At 68.2% G+C, this 14201-nt stretch carries 12 protein-coding genes; 6 read left to right on the forward strand and 6 right to left on the reverse strand.

Going from position 1 to position 14201, the window contains the following annotated elements:
* Positions 1-18 precede the first annotated feature (18 nt).
* The 4 genes from AAFF32_RS19255 to gap all read right to left on the reverse strand — a co-directional run bounded on the left by AAFF32_RS19255 (position 19) and on the right by gap (position 5706).
* Positions 19-1377, reverse strand: coding sequence for a DUF3999 domain-containing protein (locus AAFF32_RS19255; protein ID WP_342316046.1), 1359 nt, complete (start codon positions 1375-1377; stop codon positions 19-21).
* The gene (locus AAFF32_RS19260; protein ID WP_342316047.1) at positions 1374-4025 is read right to left on the reverse strand and encodes a DUF2339 domain-containing protein; all 2652 of its coding nucleotides are present in this window, start codon (positions 4023-4025) and stop codon (positions 1374-1376) included. Before AAFF32_RS19260 ends, AAFF32_RS19255 begins: the two co-directional genes overlap by 4 nt.
* Before the next feature lie 172 nt (positions 4026-4197).
* Positions 4198-4626, reverse strand: coding sequence for a group III truncated hemoglobin (locus AAFF32_RS19265; RefSeq protein ID WP_342316048.1), 429 nt, complete (start codon positions 4624-4626; stop codon positions 4198-4200).
* A gap of 78 nt (positions 4627-4704) precedes the next feature.
* Positions 4705-5706 (reverse strand): type I glyceraldehyde-3-phosphate dehydrogenase, encoded by a 1002-nt coding sequence (gap, locus tag AAFF32_RS19270; protein WP_216964036.1) that lies wholly within the window; start codon positions 5704-5706, stop codon positions 4705-4707.
* 211 nt (positions 5707-5917) lie between these two features.
* Between gap and AAFF32_RS19275 the strand changes: the two genes are divergently transcribed.
* From AAFF32_RS19275 to AAFF32_RS19300, 6 genes are all read left to right on the forward strand, one after another.
* Entirely contained in the window at positions 5918-6541 is a 624-nt protein-coding gene (locus AAFF32_RS19275; RefSeq protein WP_216964038.1) for an OmpW family outer membrane protein, read from the forward strand.
* A gap of 82 nt (positions 6542-6623) precedes the next feature.
* Positions 6624-7424 (forward strand): S1/P1 nuclease, encoded by an 801-nt coding sequence (locus AAFF32_RS19280; RefSeq protein WP_342316049.1) that lies wholly within the window; start codon positions 6624-6626, stop codon positions 7422-7424.
* An 86-nt stretch (positions 7425-7510) separates the two neighbouring features.
* Positions 7511-8377, forward strand: a complete 867-nt coding sequence (locus tag AAFF32_RS19285; RefSeq protein WP_342316050.1) for an MBL fold metallo-hydrolase — start codon at positions 7511-7513, stop codon at positions 8375-8377.
* 7 nt (positions 8378-8384) lie between these two features.
* Positions 8385-8810, forward strand: coding sequence for a YeeE/YedE family protein (locus AAFF32_RS19290; RefSeq protein ID WP_216964044.1), 426 nt, complete (start codon positions 8385-8387; stop codon positions 8808-8810).
* A complete protein-coding gene (locus AAFF32_RS19295) occupies positions 8807-9226 on the forward strand; it encodes a YeeE/YedE family protein (protein WP_342316051.1) in 420 nt (139 codons plus the stop codon). The genes AAFF32_RS19290 and AAFF32_RS19295 overlap by 4 nt, the downstream gene beginning before the upstream one ends.
* 121 nt (positions 9227-9347) lie before the next feature.
* Positions 9348-11282: an acetyl-CoA hydrolase/transferase C-terminal domain-containing protein gene (locus tag AAFF32_RS19300; RefSeq protein WP_342316052.1), complete on the forward strand. Its 1935-nt coding sequence runs from the start codon at positions 9348-9350 to the stop codon at positions 11280-11282.
* On the opposite strand, the gene AAFF32_RS19305 is transcribed toward AAFF32_RS19300, so the two are convergent.
* On the reverse strand, positions 11254-11973 hold the full coding sequence (locus AAFF32_RS19305) for a GAP family protein (protein WP_342316053.1): 720 nt from the start codon (positions 11971-11973) through the stop codon (positions 11254-11256). The two genes, AAFF32_RS19300 and AAFF32_RS19305, sit on opposite strands and share 29 nt — an antisense overlap.
* A 162-nt stretch (positions 11974-12135) precedes the next feature.
* Positions 12136-14121 (reverse strand): transketolase, encoded by a 1986-nt coding sequence (tkt, locus tag AAFF32_RS19310; RefSeq protein ID WP_342316054.1) that lies wholly within the window; start codon positions 14119-14121, stop codon positions 12136-12138.
* Positions 14122-14201: the final 80 nt, after the last annotated feature.

Consider the following 14201-nt stretch of genomic DNA (forward strand, 5'->3'; position numbering starts at 1 on the left):
CCGCTCCCGCCCGCGACCTCAGGCCGCGGGTTTCTCGCGCAACAGGCTGATCGCGAAGCCGGCGACCAGCAGCGCGCCCGCCACCAGCAGCGCCCACAGCAGCCACGTTTTCCAATCGCGCGGGGCCGGCGCGGGCGTGAGCGCGGACGGACCTGCGAGTGCGGCCGATGCACCCAGCGTCGCCGTGGCCGGCTGCCATTGCGCACCGCGCTGCGCGCGCATGGCCTCGATGGTGGTGGCAAGCGGCGCATCGGCGCGCGCGGCGCGTGCACTGCCGGCGACGAGAACGAAGGGTTCCGTGCCCTGCGCGACGAAGACCAGCGCTTCGGGCCGATATCCCAGTCGCAGCCGCGGCGCGTCGCCCTGGCTCGCGCCACTCATCGGCGTCAGGCGCCAGAGACGGTCGCGATGCACGGCGTGCAGCGGTTGCGGCGGCGAAGCATCCGATCCCAGGCGGAACGCCGTCCACGGCTGCGCTACATCGCGCCACGGTGCCGTGGCGTCGTCGCGCGCCTGCAAGCGCCAGGCACCGGTGCTGTTGCCGGGCAGCGATAGGTCGGCCTGCGCCACCGGGAAGCGTCCGTCGAGCGCGAACTCGTAGTGCACGCGCTTGTCGGCGTCCTCCACGCGCTGTCCGGTGAGTACGCGCCACTGCCATTGCGGCGTCGGCGCCACGGCCTGGAGTTCGGCGGTGATGCCGCTCAACTGCAACGCCTTAGCATCCCTGTCGGTTGGCAGTACGCGCAGATAGCGCGCTTTCACCGGCTGGATTTCGATGCGATCGCGCACGATGCGTTGTCCGGCGTTGGCCAGCTCGACCAGATGCGCGTCCTCGGCGACCGTGCGCCACTCACGCAGATCGTCCGATGCGTCCACGCGCACGGACAGATCGAACAGTGTCTGTGTGTCCGTCCAGCGGATGCGCAGCGCCTGGATCGGCGCGTCCACGCGGCTGGCGTCCAGCACGAAGCCGTTTCCGACAACGGTGCCGCCGTTGCCGCTTCGCCATTCGACGCGGCGAAGGCTGCCATCGGTGGCGATCTCGCTGATCGAGGCGATGTCCGGTGCGCCACGACGCTGCGCGGGCAGCGGGAACCAGGGAAGCTCGACGGTGCGTGTACGCGGTGTTTCCGGCGACGAAGGATCGAGCAGCGCCGCGGGCACGGCCCGGGCTTGTGCATCGAGCACATCAAGGTCGGCAAGCATGGGCGACTGCAACTGCCGGTACACCGATTCGTCCAGCACGACGCGATAGGCGCCTGCATCCGGCGAATCCAGGTGCAACGGCCATTGCCGCGCGTACTGGGCACCCGCGTTCGCCGCCAACGGCATCAGCAGGAGCGCAAGCAGTGCCTTCATGCGAGGTGCCTTCTTCATGCGGGTTCGCCCTGTGCGGAAGCGGTGTCGTCGTCATGCCTCGGGGGCACCGGCGCGATGTAGCCGACCACGGTGCACAAAAGGCCGTATGCGATGAACGATGCGATGCCCAGCACGTTGCCCAGATTGCTGCGATCCACCAACAGCAGCTTGGCCAGCACCACGCCCATCAGCACCGCGCCCGCGAGCCACAGCCCGCGCTGGCCGCGACGCGAGCCGAGCACCCAGCCGATCACGCCGAGCACGCTCCACGTCACGCTCAGGCTGGTCTGCGCGAGGCTGGTCGACAACAGATGGCCGTCCCATGCGACACCGCCCCAGTGGTGCACGGTGCGCAGCACGCTCAGGGTGATCAGCAGGAAGCCGGCCAACGACAGGCCCAGCGGTCGCCGGCTGCGCAGTGCATCCGGCGCCTCGTCGGACCACAACCAGCGCGCCAGCAGCACGAGCACCGCCAGTTGCGCCAGTTCGAGCGGATTGAGCAGCGGGATCCACGGCAGCGGCGCACCGCCGTCGGCCATGAACAGCGCGATCACCCAGCCCAGGGCCAACACGGCGAAGTAGCTGGATTGCAGCGCCTGGCGATACGCGTCGAAGCGTTCTCCCAGCGGCACCGACAGCCACGACCAGCGGAACAGGCTCAGCGCCGCAAGCACGCACCACGGCAATGCCAACCCCAGCGCACGCCATCCGCCTGCAAGCCCGAAGCGCTCGCTCACCCACTCCAGCAACAGCGACAGCGACAGTGGCCACACCAGCCACCAGACGAACTGCGCCCATGCGGCCAGCGTGTGTTCGCTATGGCGCAGGCAGACCAGACTGCGCACGCCGAGCACCGCATACATGAGCCAGGCGGCCGCGCCGTAACCTGCGAACGGATGCCCGTGGACATTCGTCTGTTCGATCGCGACGGGCACCGCGCAGGCGATGGCAGCCAGCGTCGTCAACGCGAGCGCCGCCCAGGCATGGCGACGCTGCACTTCCGCCGCAATCCAGCCGGTGGCGGCGATCACCACGAAGACGACATCGACGCGGTGTTCGTGCAACACGAAACGCGAAACCTCGTGCACCGCATTGCCCATCCACCAGGCCAGGCCCCACGCGTAGAACGCGAGCGCCATCGGCGAGCCGCTCGAATGCCTGCGATAACTCCACGCGCTCGCGAAACCCGCCAGTGCGATGAGCAGCGCGCTCATGAACGCAGGGTTGGCGATGGCCGTGACATCCAGCGACACGCCCTGGGTGAACGCCACCGCCGCCAGCACCTGCAACGCAGCACCGCCGACCTGCGGGAAGCGGCGCTGCTGGCGCAGGCCGAGCCACACCAGCGCGGCACCTTCGAGCGCGAATACGGACGCCGTCGCGCGCGCCGACAAGGCCAGTGGCACCGCCAGCGTCGCGAATCCGACCGCCAGCAGCGCGTACATCGGCACCAGTGCGGCATAGCCCGCACGCCGCCGCAGCCATGCCGCCAGCAGCGCGTAGATCGCCGCCAGCCCCAGCGCGTTGAACGCGAGCGGCAGGCGGTCGCCCGCCAACAACGCGGCCTGCATCGAGAACGCCACCAGCGGCATGCCGAAGACGAGACAACCTTCGACCAATCCGCGGCGGCTTTCCGGCTGCCGGCGTGCGTGCAGCAACGGGATCGCCAGGTACAGCGCGAAGAACAGCAGCAGGAAGGGTTCGGTGGTCGTGAATTTCTCAGGCCGGTAGTCGAACACGCCCCACATCGCGCCGATGCCGAAAGTGAAGACGAAACCAAGCAGGTTGAGCACGCGCCACGATTTCCACCAGGCGACGCCGACGATGGCGAGATTGAGCACGGCGTAGTACGAGAACAGCGCGACGTGGTTGCCGCTGCCCGTCGACAGCCAGATCGGCGCGAGGAAACCCGCGAGCAGCGCGAACACGGCCAGCGCCTTGGCGTCCTGCAACACGGCGAGCGCTCCGGCGCCGGCCACCAGCAGCATGCTCAGCGCGAACGCGGGCCCCACGTCGAGCAAACCGTAGAGTTTGAACGCCGCGAACACCGTCAACAGCAGGATGCCGATCGCGCCGCCCTGCAGGCTCAGTGCGAAGCTGCGGTTGTGTTCGCGCTTGCGCCATGCGAACACGAGCGCGGCGAGCGCGGCGGCCGCGATACCGGCCAGGCGCAGCTCGATGGGCATGCGCATCCAGCCCTGGTCGCTGGCGTACTTCAGCAGCGATGCGACACCGGCGAAGAGCACGAGGATGCCGATCTTGACGGGCACATTGCCCGTCATGAACCAGCGTTTCACCGCACGCAGGCCCAACGTGATGGGATCCGGGCGCGCTGGCGCGGCCGCGGGGCGTGGAGGCATGCGCGGGCGTTCGACCTGCGGTATCGCAGGTGTTTCCATCCCCGACGCGGCCGTGATGGGCGGCGCCTCGCGTCGCGGCGGTGGCGGCGCAGCGGCGCGCACGGGTTCGGCGACGCGCGGCGGCGAGTCGGGCGCAGGAGCGTGGACGGGAGCGCGAGGCGGAGTGCTCGTGCGACGCAATGCATCAAGCTGGTGTTCGAGATCGGCGACGCGCGCCTTCAGTCCACTCAGCGACACCAGCGCCACGATCACCAGTACCGGCAGCGCCAGCACCGCGAGCACCAACAGGACCAACAGTCCTTCCATGCGATTTCCCCTGGCCGGTCACCGCCGGGCGGCGGTCTCATGATCCGGCCCCATCCGGATCGCAGCCTCGACGAAACCCACACGCATTGCAACCAGCCCGGTGCTGGAAAAAGCCCTGTGGACTTACGGCGCGGCTATCGCCTCGATGCCGCCCGCGGACCGTCCCGACCGATCAGACCGTCGGCAGACCGAGGGGCAAGGTGCCCTTCTTCTCCAGCAGGCCCAGGCCGTAGCGCAGGCTGTAGCCGATCTTCTCGGCGAAGGCGCACACGCGCTCGACCTGCTCGGGCGGCAGCACCTCGCGCGCGGTGGAACGCCACAGCGAGAGCCAGCGGTCGAAGTGTTCCAGGCGGATGGGATGCGGACGATGCGCGGCCATCGGATTGCCGCGATAACTGCGCGTGCCCAGCGCGACCGACGACCAGAACTCCGTCAGCATGCGCTTGTGTTCGGGCCAGTCGTCGATGGCGGCGTTGAAGACGGGGCCGAGTTCGGGATCGGCGCGGACCTGCTCGTAGAAGCGATCGACCAGCGTCGCAAGGTGCTGCGGGGTGAGTCCGTCGACGGCTTCGCCGGTGTCGGGTTCGGGCGTGTCGTTCATGGCTGGGTTGTGGGGCCGGAGCATGAAAAAACAAGGGCCGGCATGTGCCGGCCCTCGTTGTTGATCATGCGTCGCGGATTACTTCGCGACGACCTTGACCATTTCCAGGCACTTGTTCGAGTAGCCCCACTCGTTGTCGTACCAGCTGACCAGCTTGACGAAGGTGCCGTCGAGCGCGATGCCGGCTTCGGCGTCGAAGATCGAGGTGCGCGTGTCGCCGCGGAAATCGGTGGCGACGACCTTGTCCTCGGTGTAGCCCAGGATGCCCTTCAGCGCGCCTTCCGACTGCGCCTTCATTTCAGCGCAGATCTCGGCGTACGTAGCGGACTTGTCGAGTTCCACGGTCAGATCGACCACCGACACGTCCGACGTCGGCACGCGGAACGCCATGCCGGTGAGCTTCTTGTTGAGCTCCGGAATCACCACGCCCACGGCCTTCGCCGCGCCCGTGCTGGACGGAATGATGTTCTCCAGAATGCCGCGGCCGCCGCGCCAGTCCTTGTTGGACGGGCCGTCGACGGTCTTCTGCGTCGCGGTAGCGGCGTGCACGGTGGTCATCAGGCCACGCTTGATGCCCCACTTGTCGTTGAGCACCTTGGCCAGCGGCGCGAGGCAATTGGTGGTGCACGAAGCGTTGGAGATGATCGCCTCGCCGTTGTACTTGGTGTGGTTCACGCCGTAGACGAACATCGGCGTGTCGTCCTTCGACGGGGCCGACAGCACGACCTTCTTCGCGCCGGCATCCAGGTGCTTCTGCGCGGTGGTCTTGTCGAGGAACAGGCCGGTGGATTCGATGACGACATCGGCGCCGACCTCGTCCCACTTCAGGTTCGCCGGATCGCGTTCCTGCGTGAGGCGGATCTTCTTGCCGTTGACGATGAGCGTGTTGCCTTCGACCTTCACGTCGCCCTTGAAGCGGCCGTGCACGGAGTCGTAGCTGAGCATGTAGGCCAGGTAATCCGGCTCCAGCAGGTCGTTGATGGCGACGATCTCGATCTCGCCAGCGAAGTTCTGCACGGCCGAGCGCAGCACGTTGCGCCCGATGCGGCCGAAGCCATTGATGCCAACCTTGATGGTCATGAGTTGCAAGCTCCTGCGGCCGCGCCCGGCGCGGCGGGTGGACGGGACAAGCCCGAATGGGGACAGCGGGGAGCGCTCATTCTAGCAGCGAGGCATCGGGCCGGCCGCAGGGACCCGTTCCGAGAGCTGAATTGATCATGATCAAACGCCCGTTTGGTGCCGCGCGGAGACTTGTAAGCGTTCCCACACCGAGCCCATACGAGGCACTTCCATGCAAAAGCCCCTCCTCGCCTGCGCCGTCGCCCTGGTCCTGGGCGCCGCCGTTTCGCCCGCCTTCGCCCAGTCCCAGGGCGATTGGACGCTGGGCGTCGGCATCCACGCGGTCGACCCGAAATCCGATAACGGCCGCCTGGCCGACGGCGCGCTCAAGGTGGACGTCGACACCGACGTCAAGCCGACCCTCACCTTCGAATACTTCGTGCGCGACAACCTGGGCATCGAGGTGATCGCCGCATGGCCGTTCGAGCACGACATCGCGATCGCGGGCCTGGGCAACGTGGGCAGCACCAAGCAGCTGCCGCCGACGGTGTCGCTGCAGTACCACTTCAACAGCAAGGGCAAGGTCTCGCCGTTCCTGGGCGCGGGCATCAACTACACGACCTTCTTCAGCGAAGACACGCGCGGCGCACTTGAAGGCGCCCGCATCAAGCTGGACGACTCGTGGGGCCTGGCCGCTCACGCGGGCCTGGATTTCGCCGTCGGCGAGCGCAGCGCGATCCGCGTCGACGCACGCTGGATCGACATCGACACCGACGTGAAGCTCAACGGCGCGGGCATCGGCACGGTCAACATCGACCCGATCGTGTACGGCGCGGCGTATGTCATGAAGTTCTGATCCACGCCGAAGCGCAGGCCGACGCGCGAAAGCGCTCGGCCGGCAATCCGGGGAACGGGCTGTGTCGGCTAAAGTGGCCGGCATGGCCCGACTTCTTTTCGCCCTTGCCCTCGCCTCCTTCCTCGTCCCGCATGAGGCCTTCGCCTGGGGTCGCCTCGGCCATCGCCTGGTCGCCGCCCTCGCCTGGGACGACCTGACGCCGCAGGCGCGCGCGCAAATCACCTCGCTGCTCGAGGGCGAAGCCGATCCCACCCTGCCCGGCATCGCCAGTTGGGCCGACGAACTGCGCGACAACGACCCGCAACTGGGCAAGAAGACCAGCCGCTGGCATTACGTGAACATCGCCGAGGACGACTGCCACTACGACGCAGCGAAGCACTGCGCGAACGGCGACTGCGTGGTCGAAGCGATCCGCGCGCAGACGGCGATCCTCGCCGACACGAAGCGACCGAAGGCCGAGCGCCTGCAGGCACTGAAGTTCGTGGTGCATTTCGTCGGCGACGTCCATCAGCCGCTGCACGCCGGGTTCGGGCGCGACAAGGGCGGCAACGATTTCCAGCTCAATCTCGACGGCCGCGGCACCAACCTGCATTCGCTGTGGGACAGCGGCATGCTCAAGGACGCCGGCCTGGAAGAGGCAGCCTGGCTGCAGCGCCTGCGCTCGCTGCCGCTGGCGGTGAAACTGCCGAGCCCGCCGCTGCCGCCGCCGGCGACGCAGTGGGCGGAAGCCTCGTGCCGGATCGTCCTGCGTCCGGGCTTCTACCCGGCGAAGGCGTCGATCGGCCCGGACTACGCGCAGACCTGGCTGCCGCTGGCCGAAGAACAACTGCGACGCGGCGGCACCCAACTGGCGGTCACGCTCAACGCCGCGCTGGCGCGCTGAGCCTTCACGCGCGGCGATCACTTCGGCCGCACCGATCGGCTAGATTTGGCGCGACGGGCCCTCCGGCCCGGATGCGGAGGCCTTCGATGATCCCCGACGTCCATCCGTTCTTCCACGCCGACAGCAACACCTGGACCTACCTCGTCCGCGATCCGTCGGGCCCCGCCGCCGCGATCATCGATCCGGTGCTCGACTTCGACGCCAAGGCCGCGCGCACGTCCACGCAGTCGGCGCAGCAACTGGTCGACGTCGTCCGCGGGAACGGCCTGCACGTGCAGTGGATCATCGAGAGCCACGCGCACGCCGATCACCTGAGCGCGGCGCAGTGGCTCAAGGCGCAGTGGCCCGGCGCGAAAGTCGCCATCGGCGAAGGCATCCGCGAGGTGCAGAAGGCGTTCGCGCCGGTGTTCAACCTCGACGACGGATTCACCGCGGATGGCTCGCAGTTCGATCGCCTGTTCCGCGACGGCGACAGCTTCCGCATCGGCGCGATCGAAGCGCGCGTGATCGCCGTGCCCGGCCACACCAGCGACAGCTGCGCTTACCTGATCGGCGATGCGCTGTTCACCGGCGACTCGTTGTTCATGCCCGACGGCGGCACTGCGCGCTGCGATTTCCCGGGTGGCGACGCGCGCGTACTGTTCCGTTCGATCCGGCGGCTGTTCGACCTGCTGCCCGAAGACACGCGCGTGTTCGTCTGCCACGACTACGGCCCCGGCGGGCGCGAGGTCGCGTGCGAAACGACCATCGGCGCGCAGCGGCGCGAGAACATCCACGTGCGCGACGGCACCGGCGAGGACGACTACGTCGCGCTGCGCACCGCGCGCGATGCGACGCTGGCGATGCCGGCGCTGATCCTGCCCGCCGTGCAGACCAACATCCGCGCCGGCGCGTTGCCTTCGCCGGAGTCCAACGGCGTGCGCTACCTCAAGATTCCGATCGACCGCCTCTGACTCACTCATGCCGACCTCATTCACTCCGGTTTCCGCACTGATCGGCGGCGCGCTGATCGGACTGGCTGCCACGTATCTCCTCGCCACGCTGGGCCGCATCGCGGGCATCAGCGGCATCGTCAACGCGGCGGTCGACCGGCGCGAGGAACGCGGCTGGCGGCTCGCCTTCCTCGTCGGAATGGTGGCGGCGGCGGGGGCGTGGTTCGCATGGTCGGGCGCCGTGCCGCGCACGGACTTCCCGTGGGCATGGCTGGTGATCGCCGGGCTGCTGGTCGGCTTCGGTACGCGGCTGGGCAACGGCTGCACCAGCGGCCACGGCATCTGCGGGCTGGCGCGGTTCTCGAAGCGTTCGCTGTGGGCGGTAGCGGTGTTCATGGGCAGCGCGTTCGTGACCGTGTATCTGGTGCGACACGTCGCGGGAGCATCGCCGTGAGGCGCATCCTCCATGCGCTCGTGGCCGGTGCGGTGTTCGGCCTCGGGCTCGCCGTGTCGCAGATGACCAACCCGGACAAGGTGCTCAACTTCCTCGACCTCGCCGGTCAGTGGGATCCATCCCTGGCGCTGGTGATGGGCGGTGCACTCGCCGTGGCGATGCCCGGATTCGCCTGGTTGCGCTCGCGCGGATGCGCGCTCGACGGCGGCTCCCTGCCCGCGCCGCCCGCCGCGCGCATCGACCGCCGTTTGCTGATCGGCAGCGCGCTGTTCGGCATCGGCTGGGGACTGGCGGGCTACTGCCCGGGGCCTGCGCTGGCCAACCTGGCGCACGGCAGCGCCGATGCGATTGTGTTCGTCGTCGCGATGCTGGCAGGCTCGCAACTTGCACGACTTCTTCCGGAACTCCGCCCATGACGCGTTCCTTCTCCGTGATGCTGGCTCTGCTGGCCTTCACCGCGCCCGTCGCGATCCGCATCGACGACGATGCGGCGAAGTCGCCGTGACCGATCGCCATCGCTCTCGCTAAGCTCTCGCCATGGAACCGCGCCCCGCTCCCCTTCAGTTCGATTCGCTCGATGCCGCCGTCGAGTTTCTGTTCACGCGCATCGAGGGGCCGCTGCATATCGGCGCCCCGCTGGGGCTGGGCAAGCCACATCGGCTGCTCAATGCGCTTTACGCGCGCGCCGAAGGGGATGCCTCGCGACCGCTGCACCTGTACACCGCGCTCTCGCTCGATCCGCCGAGTGGCGGCAAGCGGCTGGAAGCGCGTTTCCTCAAGCCGTTCGTCGAGCGCCATTTCGGCGCCGACTTTCCGCGCCTGGCCTACGTGCAGGCGCTCAAGCGCAATGCGCTGCCGGCGCACATCGAGATCGAGGAGTTCTACCTCCAGGGCGGCGCGCTGCTGAATTCGGTGCCGGTGCAGCGCCGCTACGCAAGCCTGAACTACACGCATGTCGCGCGTGCCCTCGCCGACCGCAAGCTCAATGCGATCGTGCAGAAAGTCGCGCGTTCGCCCGATGGCGCCCGGCTGTCGCTGTCGTGCAATACCGACCTCACCTTCGACGCGCTGGACGCCATCGCCGAACGCGGCCTGCCGCGTCCGGTGCTGATCGCCGAGATCGACCCGCGCCTGCCCTGGCTGGGCGGCAGCGCGACGGTGGCGCCGGAGTTCTTCGATGCCATCGTGATGCCGCCGGGGCCGTATCCGAAGCTGTTCGGCCTGCCGCGCCAGCCGGTGAACGACGCCGACTACGCCATCGGCTTCCATGCCAGCACGCGGGTGCTGGATGGCGGGACGCTGCAGATCGGCATCGGCGCGCTGGCCGATGCGCTGTGCCATGCCCTGGTGCTGCGCCACGTCGACAACGACGCCTATCGCGGCGTGCTGCGCGCCCTGAATTGCCCGAACGCGGACGACGCGGCGCTGGCTCCGTTCGAGCGCGGCCTGTACGGCTGCAGCGAGATGATCAACGAGGGCTTCCGCAAGCTGGTGGAAGTCGGCGTGATCAAGCGCCGCGTGGTGGACGACCTGGCGGCGATGCAGCGCATCGAACGCGGCGGACCCAGTGCGCACGACCTCGCGCTGCTGGAGGAGAAAGGCGAGTTCCTGCACGGCGCGTTCTACCTCGGCTCGCCGGAGTTCTACGGCTGGCTGCGCGACCTGCCGCCCGACGTGCGCCGCTGCATCGGCATGAAGCGCGTGGGCGAAGTGAACGACCTGATCGGCGACATCGCCCTGGAACGCCTGCAACGCCGCGACGCGCGCTTCTTCAATACCTGCATGATGGCCACCGCACTCGGCGCGGCGGTGTCCGATGCACTGGAAGACGGCCGCGTCGTCTCCGGCGTCGGCGGGCAATACAACTTCGTGGCGATGTCGCATGCGCTGCCGGACTCGCGCTCGGTGCTGATGCTGCGCGCTACCCGCGAGGCTGGCGGAGAGGTCACGTCGAACGTGGTCTGGAACTACGGCCACACGACCATCCCGCGCCACCTTCGCGACACGTACATCAGCGAGTACGGCATCGCCGACGTGCGGGGTCGCGCCGACGAGGACTGCGTGACGGCGATGGCGGCCATCACCGATTCGCGGTTCCAGGCGGCACTGCTCGACACAGCCAAGCAAAACGGCAAGTTGCGCGCGGATTTCACGCTGCCGGCCAACGCGACGCGCAACACGCCCGAGCGCCTCGGCGCGGCGCTACGACCGTTCCGCAAGAACGGCGCGTTGCCCGACTACCCGCTCGGCAGCGATTTCACGCCGGTGGAGCAGCGATTGGTGAAGGCGCTGGCGTGGCTGAAGGCGAACACCGCCACGCGCGGCGCAAAGCTGCGCACGGTATGGCGGGCGTTGTCGGCACGCGCCGAGGATTCCGAGGCCCTGCAGCGCATGCAGCTGGACTCGCCAAACAGTTTCGGCGAGCGTCTGGAAGCAAAGCTGGTCAGCCTGGCGCTCGCGGCGACGCGCTGACCGTTTCGGCGCGCGGCGCCGTGGTGTCGCGCTGGCCGAGGTACCGCGTGATCGCATCGCCGCTGAGCGCGATGCCCGCCATCGCCATGACCCAAAGCCCGGCCTCGCGCGCGCCCGCCTGCAGGCGCACGCGCCAGTGCGCGAAGCGTCCCTGCAGATGCCGTCCGAACGCCAGGTTCAGGCCGACGAGCAACAGCGGCGGCGCGACGAAAATAAGGTTGTAGACGAGCAGCAACGGCAGCCATCGTGTTGCCGCGATCCCCTCGGCGGTCATCAGCGCGACGGCGGCGAAGTACGGCAGCGCGGTCGTCAGCTCGACCAGCGTGACCGTCGCACCCAGCAGCGCCATGCCAAGCAGTCCACCGACGCGCGGTTCGCGTTGCGTATCCGCGGCGACCGAGACCTTGGGCGCAAGCACGGCGTAGGCGAACAGCGACAGACCGATCGCCAGTTGCACCGCCAACACCACCGGATGGTCCAGCGCATCGCCGAACCGGCGCACCACCGCGCCCGCGCCGAGCATCAGCGCGATGCCCATCGACAGGTACGCGACGAAGATGCCGGCGATGTACGCCAGCAGGCGCGAGGTCGCACCGGGTCGCGCCAGCCACCACAGCGCCACCGCGAGCGCGGACGGGTTGATGGAATCGATGACCGCCAGACCAAGCACGGGGATGGCGAGGCTTTCCATGTCTGCGCCCTGCGAGTGAGGTTTGGCGGCAGTCTAGTGATACCGCACGCCACGGTGTCCGTGCCGGAAGTTACTTTCTTTCGACGACCCGCGGCTCCCGGGCCCCAAACGAAAGAAGCGGCCGAAGCCGCTTCTTTCGCAATCGTGGATGACGAACGCCGTTTACAGCGCCTTCGCCGCCTCGACCACCTTCTCCACCGTGAAGCCGAAGTACGGGAACAGCTTCTCCGCCGGCGCCGAAGCACCGAACTCGTCGATGCCGATCACCGCACCGTCCAGACCCACGTACTTGCGCCAGAAACCGGTGACGCCGGCCTCGATCGCCACGCGCTTGCGGCAGGCGTTGGGCAGCACGGATTCGCGGTAGGCCGCGTCCTGGCGGTCGAATACGTTGGTCGACGGCATCGACACCACACGCACCTTGTCGCCGAGCTGCTTGGCCGCGTCCATCGCCAGGCCGACTTCCGAGCCCGTCGCGATCAGGATGATTTCCGGTGCGCCCACCGAATCCTTCAGCACGTAACCGCCGCGTTCGATGTTGGCGACCTGCTGCGCGTCGCGCGTCTGGTGCGGCAGGTTCTGGCGCGAGAAGACGAGGCAGCTCGGGCCGTCGTGGCGCACGATCGCGGCCTTCCAGCACGCGGCCGATTCCACCGCGTCGCACGGACGCCACAGGTCGTTGTGCGGGATGTAGCGCAGCGAGGCCAGGTGCTCGATCGGCTGGTGCGTCGGGCCGTCCTCGCCCAGGCCGATGGAGTCGTGCGTGTAGACGTGAATCGCATGCGCGCCCATGAGCGCGCTCATGCGCACGGCGTTGCGCGCGTAGTCGCTGAACACCAGGAAGGTCGCATCGAACGGGATGAAGCACTCGTGCAGGCCCAGGCCGTTGCTGATCGCGGTCATCGCGAATTCGCGCACGCCGTAATAGACGTAGTTGGCGTTGGGGTCGTCGGTGGCGACGGACTTGCTGGCCTTCCACAGCGTGAGGTTGGAATGCGCCAGGTCGGCCGAACCGCCGATCAGTTCCGGCAGCAGCGGCGCGAAGGTCTCGATGGCCATCTGCGAGGCCTTGCGCGAGGCGATCGTCTGGCCATCGGCCTGCACCTTGGCGATGTACTCGTCGGCGGCCTTGATGAAGCCGTCCGGCAGCTTGCCGCGCGAACGGCGCGTGAGTTCGGCGGCCGGTTCCGGGAACTGCTTGGCGTAGGCGTCGAACAACTGGTTCCAGGCCTTTTCTTCCGCGGCGTGGTCTCGCTTGCGCCAGCCGTCGTAGATGGCCTGCGGAATCTCGAACTCGCCGTAGTTCCAGCCCAGCGCGGCGCGCGTGGCGGCCGCTTCGTCCTTGCCCAGCGGCGCGCCGTGCGAGGACTCCTTGCCGGCCTTGTTCGGCGAACCGAAACCGATCGTGGTGCGGCAGCAGATCAGCGTGGGCTTGTCGGTGGACTTCAGCGCCTGCTCGATGGCGGCCTTGATCTTCTCGCCGTCATGACCGTCGACGCCGCGGATCACGTTCCAGCCGTAGGCTTCGAAACGCTTGGGCGTGTCGTCGGTGAACCAGCCGTCGGTGTTGCCGTCGATGGAGATGTGGTTGTCGTCCCAGAAGGCGACCAGCTTGTGCAGGCCCCAGGTGCCGGCCAGCGACGCGGCTTCGTGCGAGATGCCTTCCATCAGGCAGCCATCGCCCATGAACACCCACGTGCGGCTGTCGACGACCGGGAAGCCTTCACGGTTGAAGCGCTGCGCGAGCAGCTTCTCCGCCAGCGCCATTCCGACCGAATTGGCGAAGCCCTGGCCGAGCGGACCGGTGGTGGTCTCGATGCCGGGCGTCATGAAGTTTTCCGGATGGCCCGGCGTCTTGGAATGCAGCTGGCGGAAGTTCTTCAGCTCGTCGATCGACAGGTCGTAACCCGACAGGTGCAGCAGCGCGTACTGCAGCATCGAGCCGTGGCCGTTGGACAGCACGAAGTGGTCGCGATTGAACCAGTCCGGATTGGCCGGGTTGTGGCGCAGGTAGTCGTTCCAGAGCACTTCGGCAATGTCCGCCATGCCCATCGGCATGCCCGGATGACCGGAGTTGGCGGCCTGCACCGCGTCGATGGCGAGGAATCGGATGGCGTTGGCGAGGTCGCGGCGGCTGGGCGTCGTCATGGGCGTCGGGCGGTCTTCGGCTGCGGGGAGGTGGCCGCGCGGTGGCCCGGGCATGCGCCGGGCCGGGCGGCCGCCCATTC

Origin of the sequence: Lysobacter sp. FW306-1B-D06B (genome assembly GCF_038446665.1) — a bacterium.
Taxonomy (GTDB): Bacteria; Pseudomonadota; Gammaproteobacteria; order Xanthomonadales; family Xanthomonadaceae; genus Lysobacter_J.

Bases quoted from the DNA above. Each gene is read 5' to 3' on its own strand.
- AAFF32_RS19255 (WP_342316046.1), bottom strand. From the start codon at position 1,377: ATGAAGAAGGCACCTCGCATGAAGGCACTGCTTGCGCTCCTGCTGATG.
- AAFF32_RS19260 (WP_342316047.1), bottom strand. From the start codon at position 4,025: ATGGAAGGACTGTTGGTCCTGTTGGTGCTCGCGGTGCTGGCGCTGCCG.
- AAFF32_RS19265 (WP_342316048.1), bottom strand. From the start codon at position 4,626: ATGAACGACACGCCCGAACCCGACACCGGCGAAGCCGTCGACGGACTC.
- gap (WP_216964036.1), bottom strand. From the start codon at position 5,706: ATGACCATCAAGGTTGGCATCAATGGCTTCGGCCGCATCGGGCGCAAC.
- AAFF32_RS19275 (WP_216964038.1), top strand. From the start codon at position 5,918: ATGCAAAAGCCCCTCCTCGCCTGCGCCGTCGCCCTGGTCCTGGGCGCC.
- AAFF32_RS19280 (WP_342316049.1), top strand. From the start codon at position 6,624: ATGGCCCGACTTCTTTTCGCCCTTGCCCTCGCCTCCTTCCTCGTCCCG.
- AAFF32_RS19285 (WP_342316050.1), top strand. From the start codon at position 7,511: ATGATCCCCGACGTCCATCCGTTCTTCCACGCCGACAGCAACACCTGG.
- AAFF32_RS19290 (WP_216964044.1), top strand. From the start codon at position 8,385: ATGCCGACCTCATTCACTCCGGTTTCCGCACTGATCGGCGGCGCGCTG.
- AAFF32_RS19300 (WP_342316052.1), top strand. From the start codon at position 9,348: ATGGAACCGCGCCCCGCTCCCCTTCAGTTCGATTCGCTCGATGCCGCC.
- AAFF32_RS19305 (WP_342316053.1), bottom strand. From the start codon at position 11,973: ATGGAAAGCCTCGCCATCCCCGTGCTTGGTCTGGCGGTCATCGATTCC.
- tkt (WP_342316054.1), bottom strand. From the start codon at position 14,121: ATGACGACGCCCAGCCGCCGCGACCTCGCCAACGCCATCCGATTCCTC.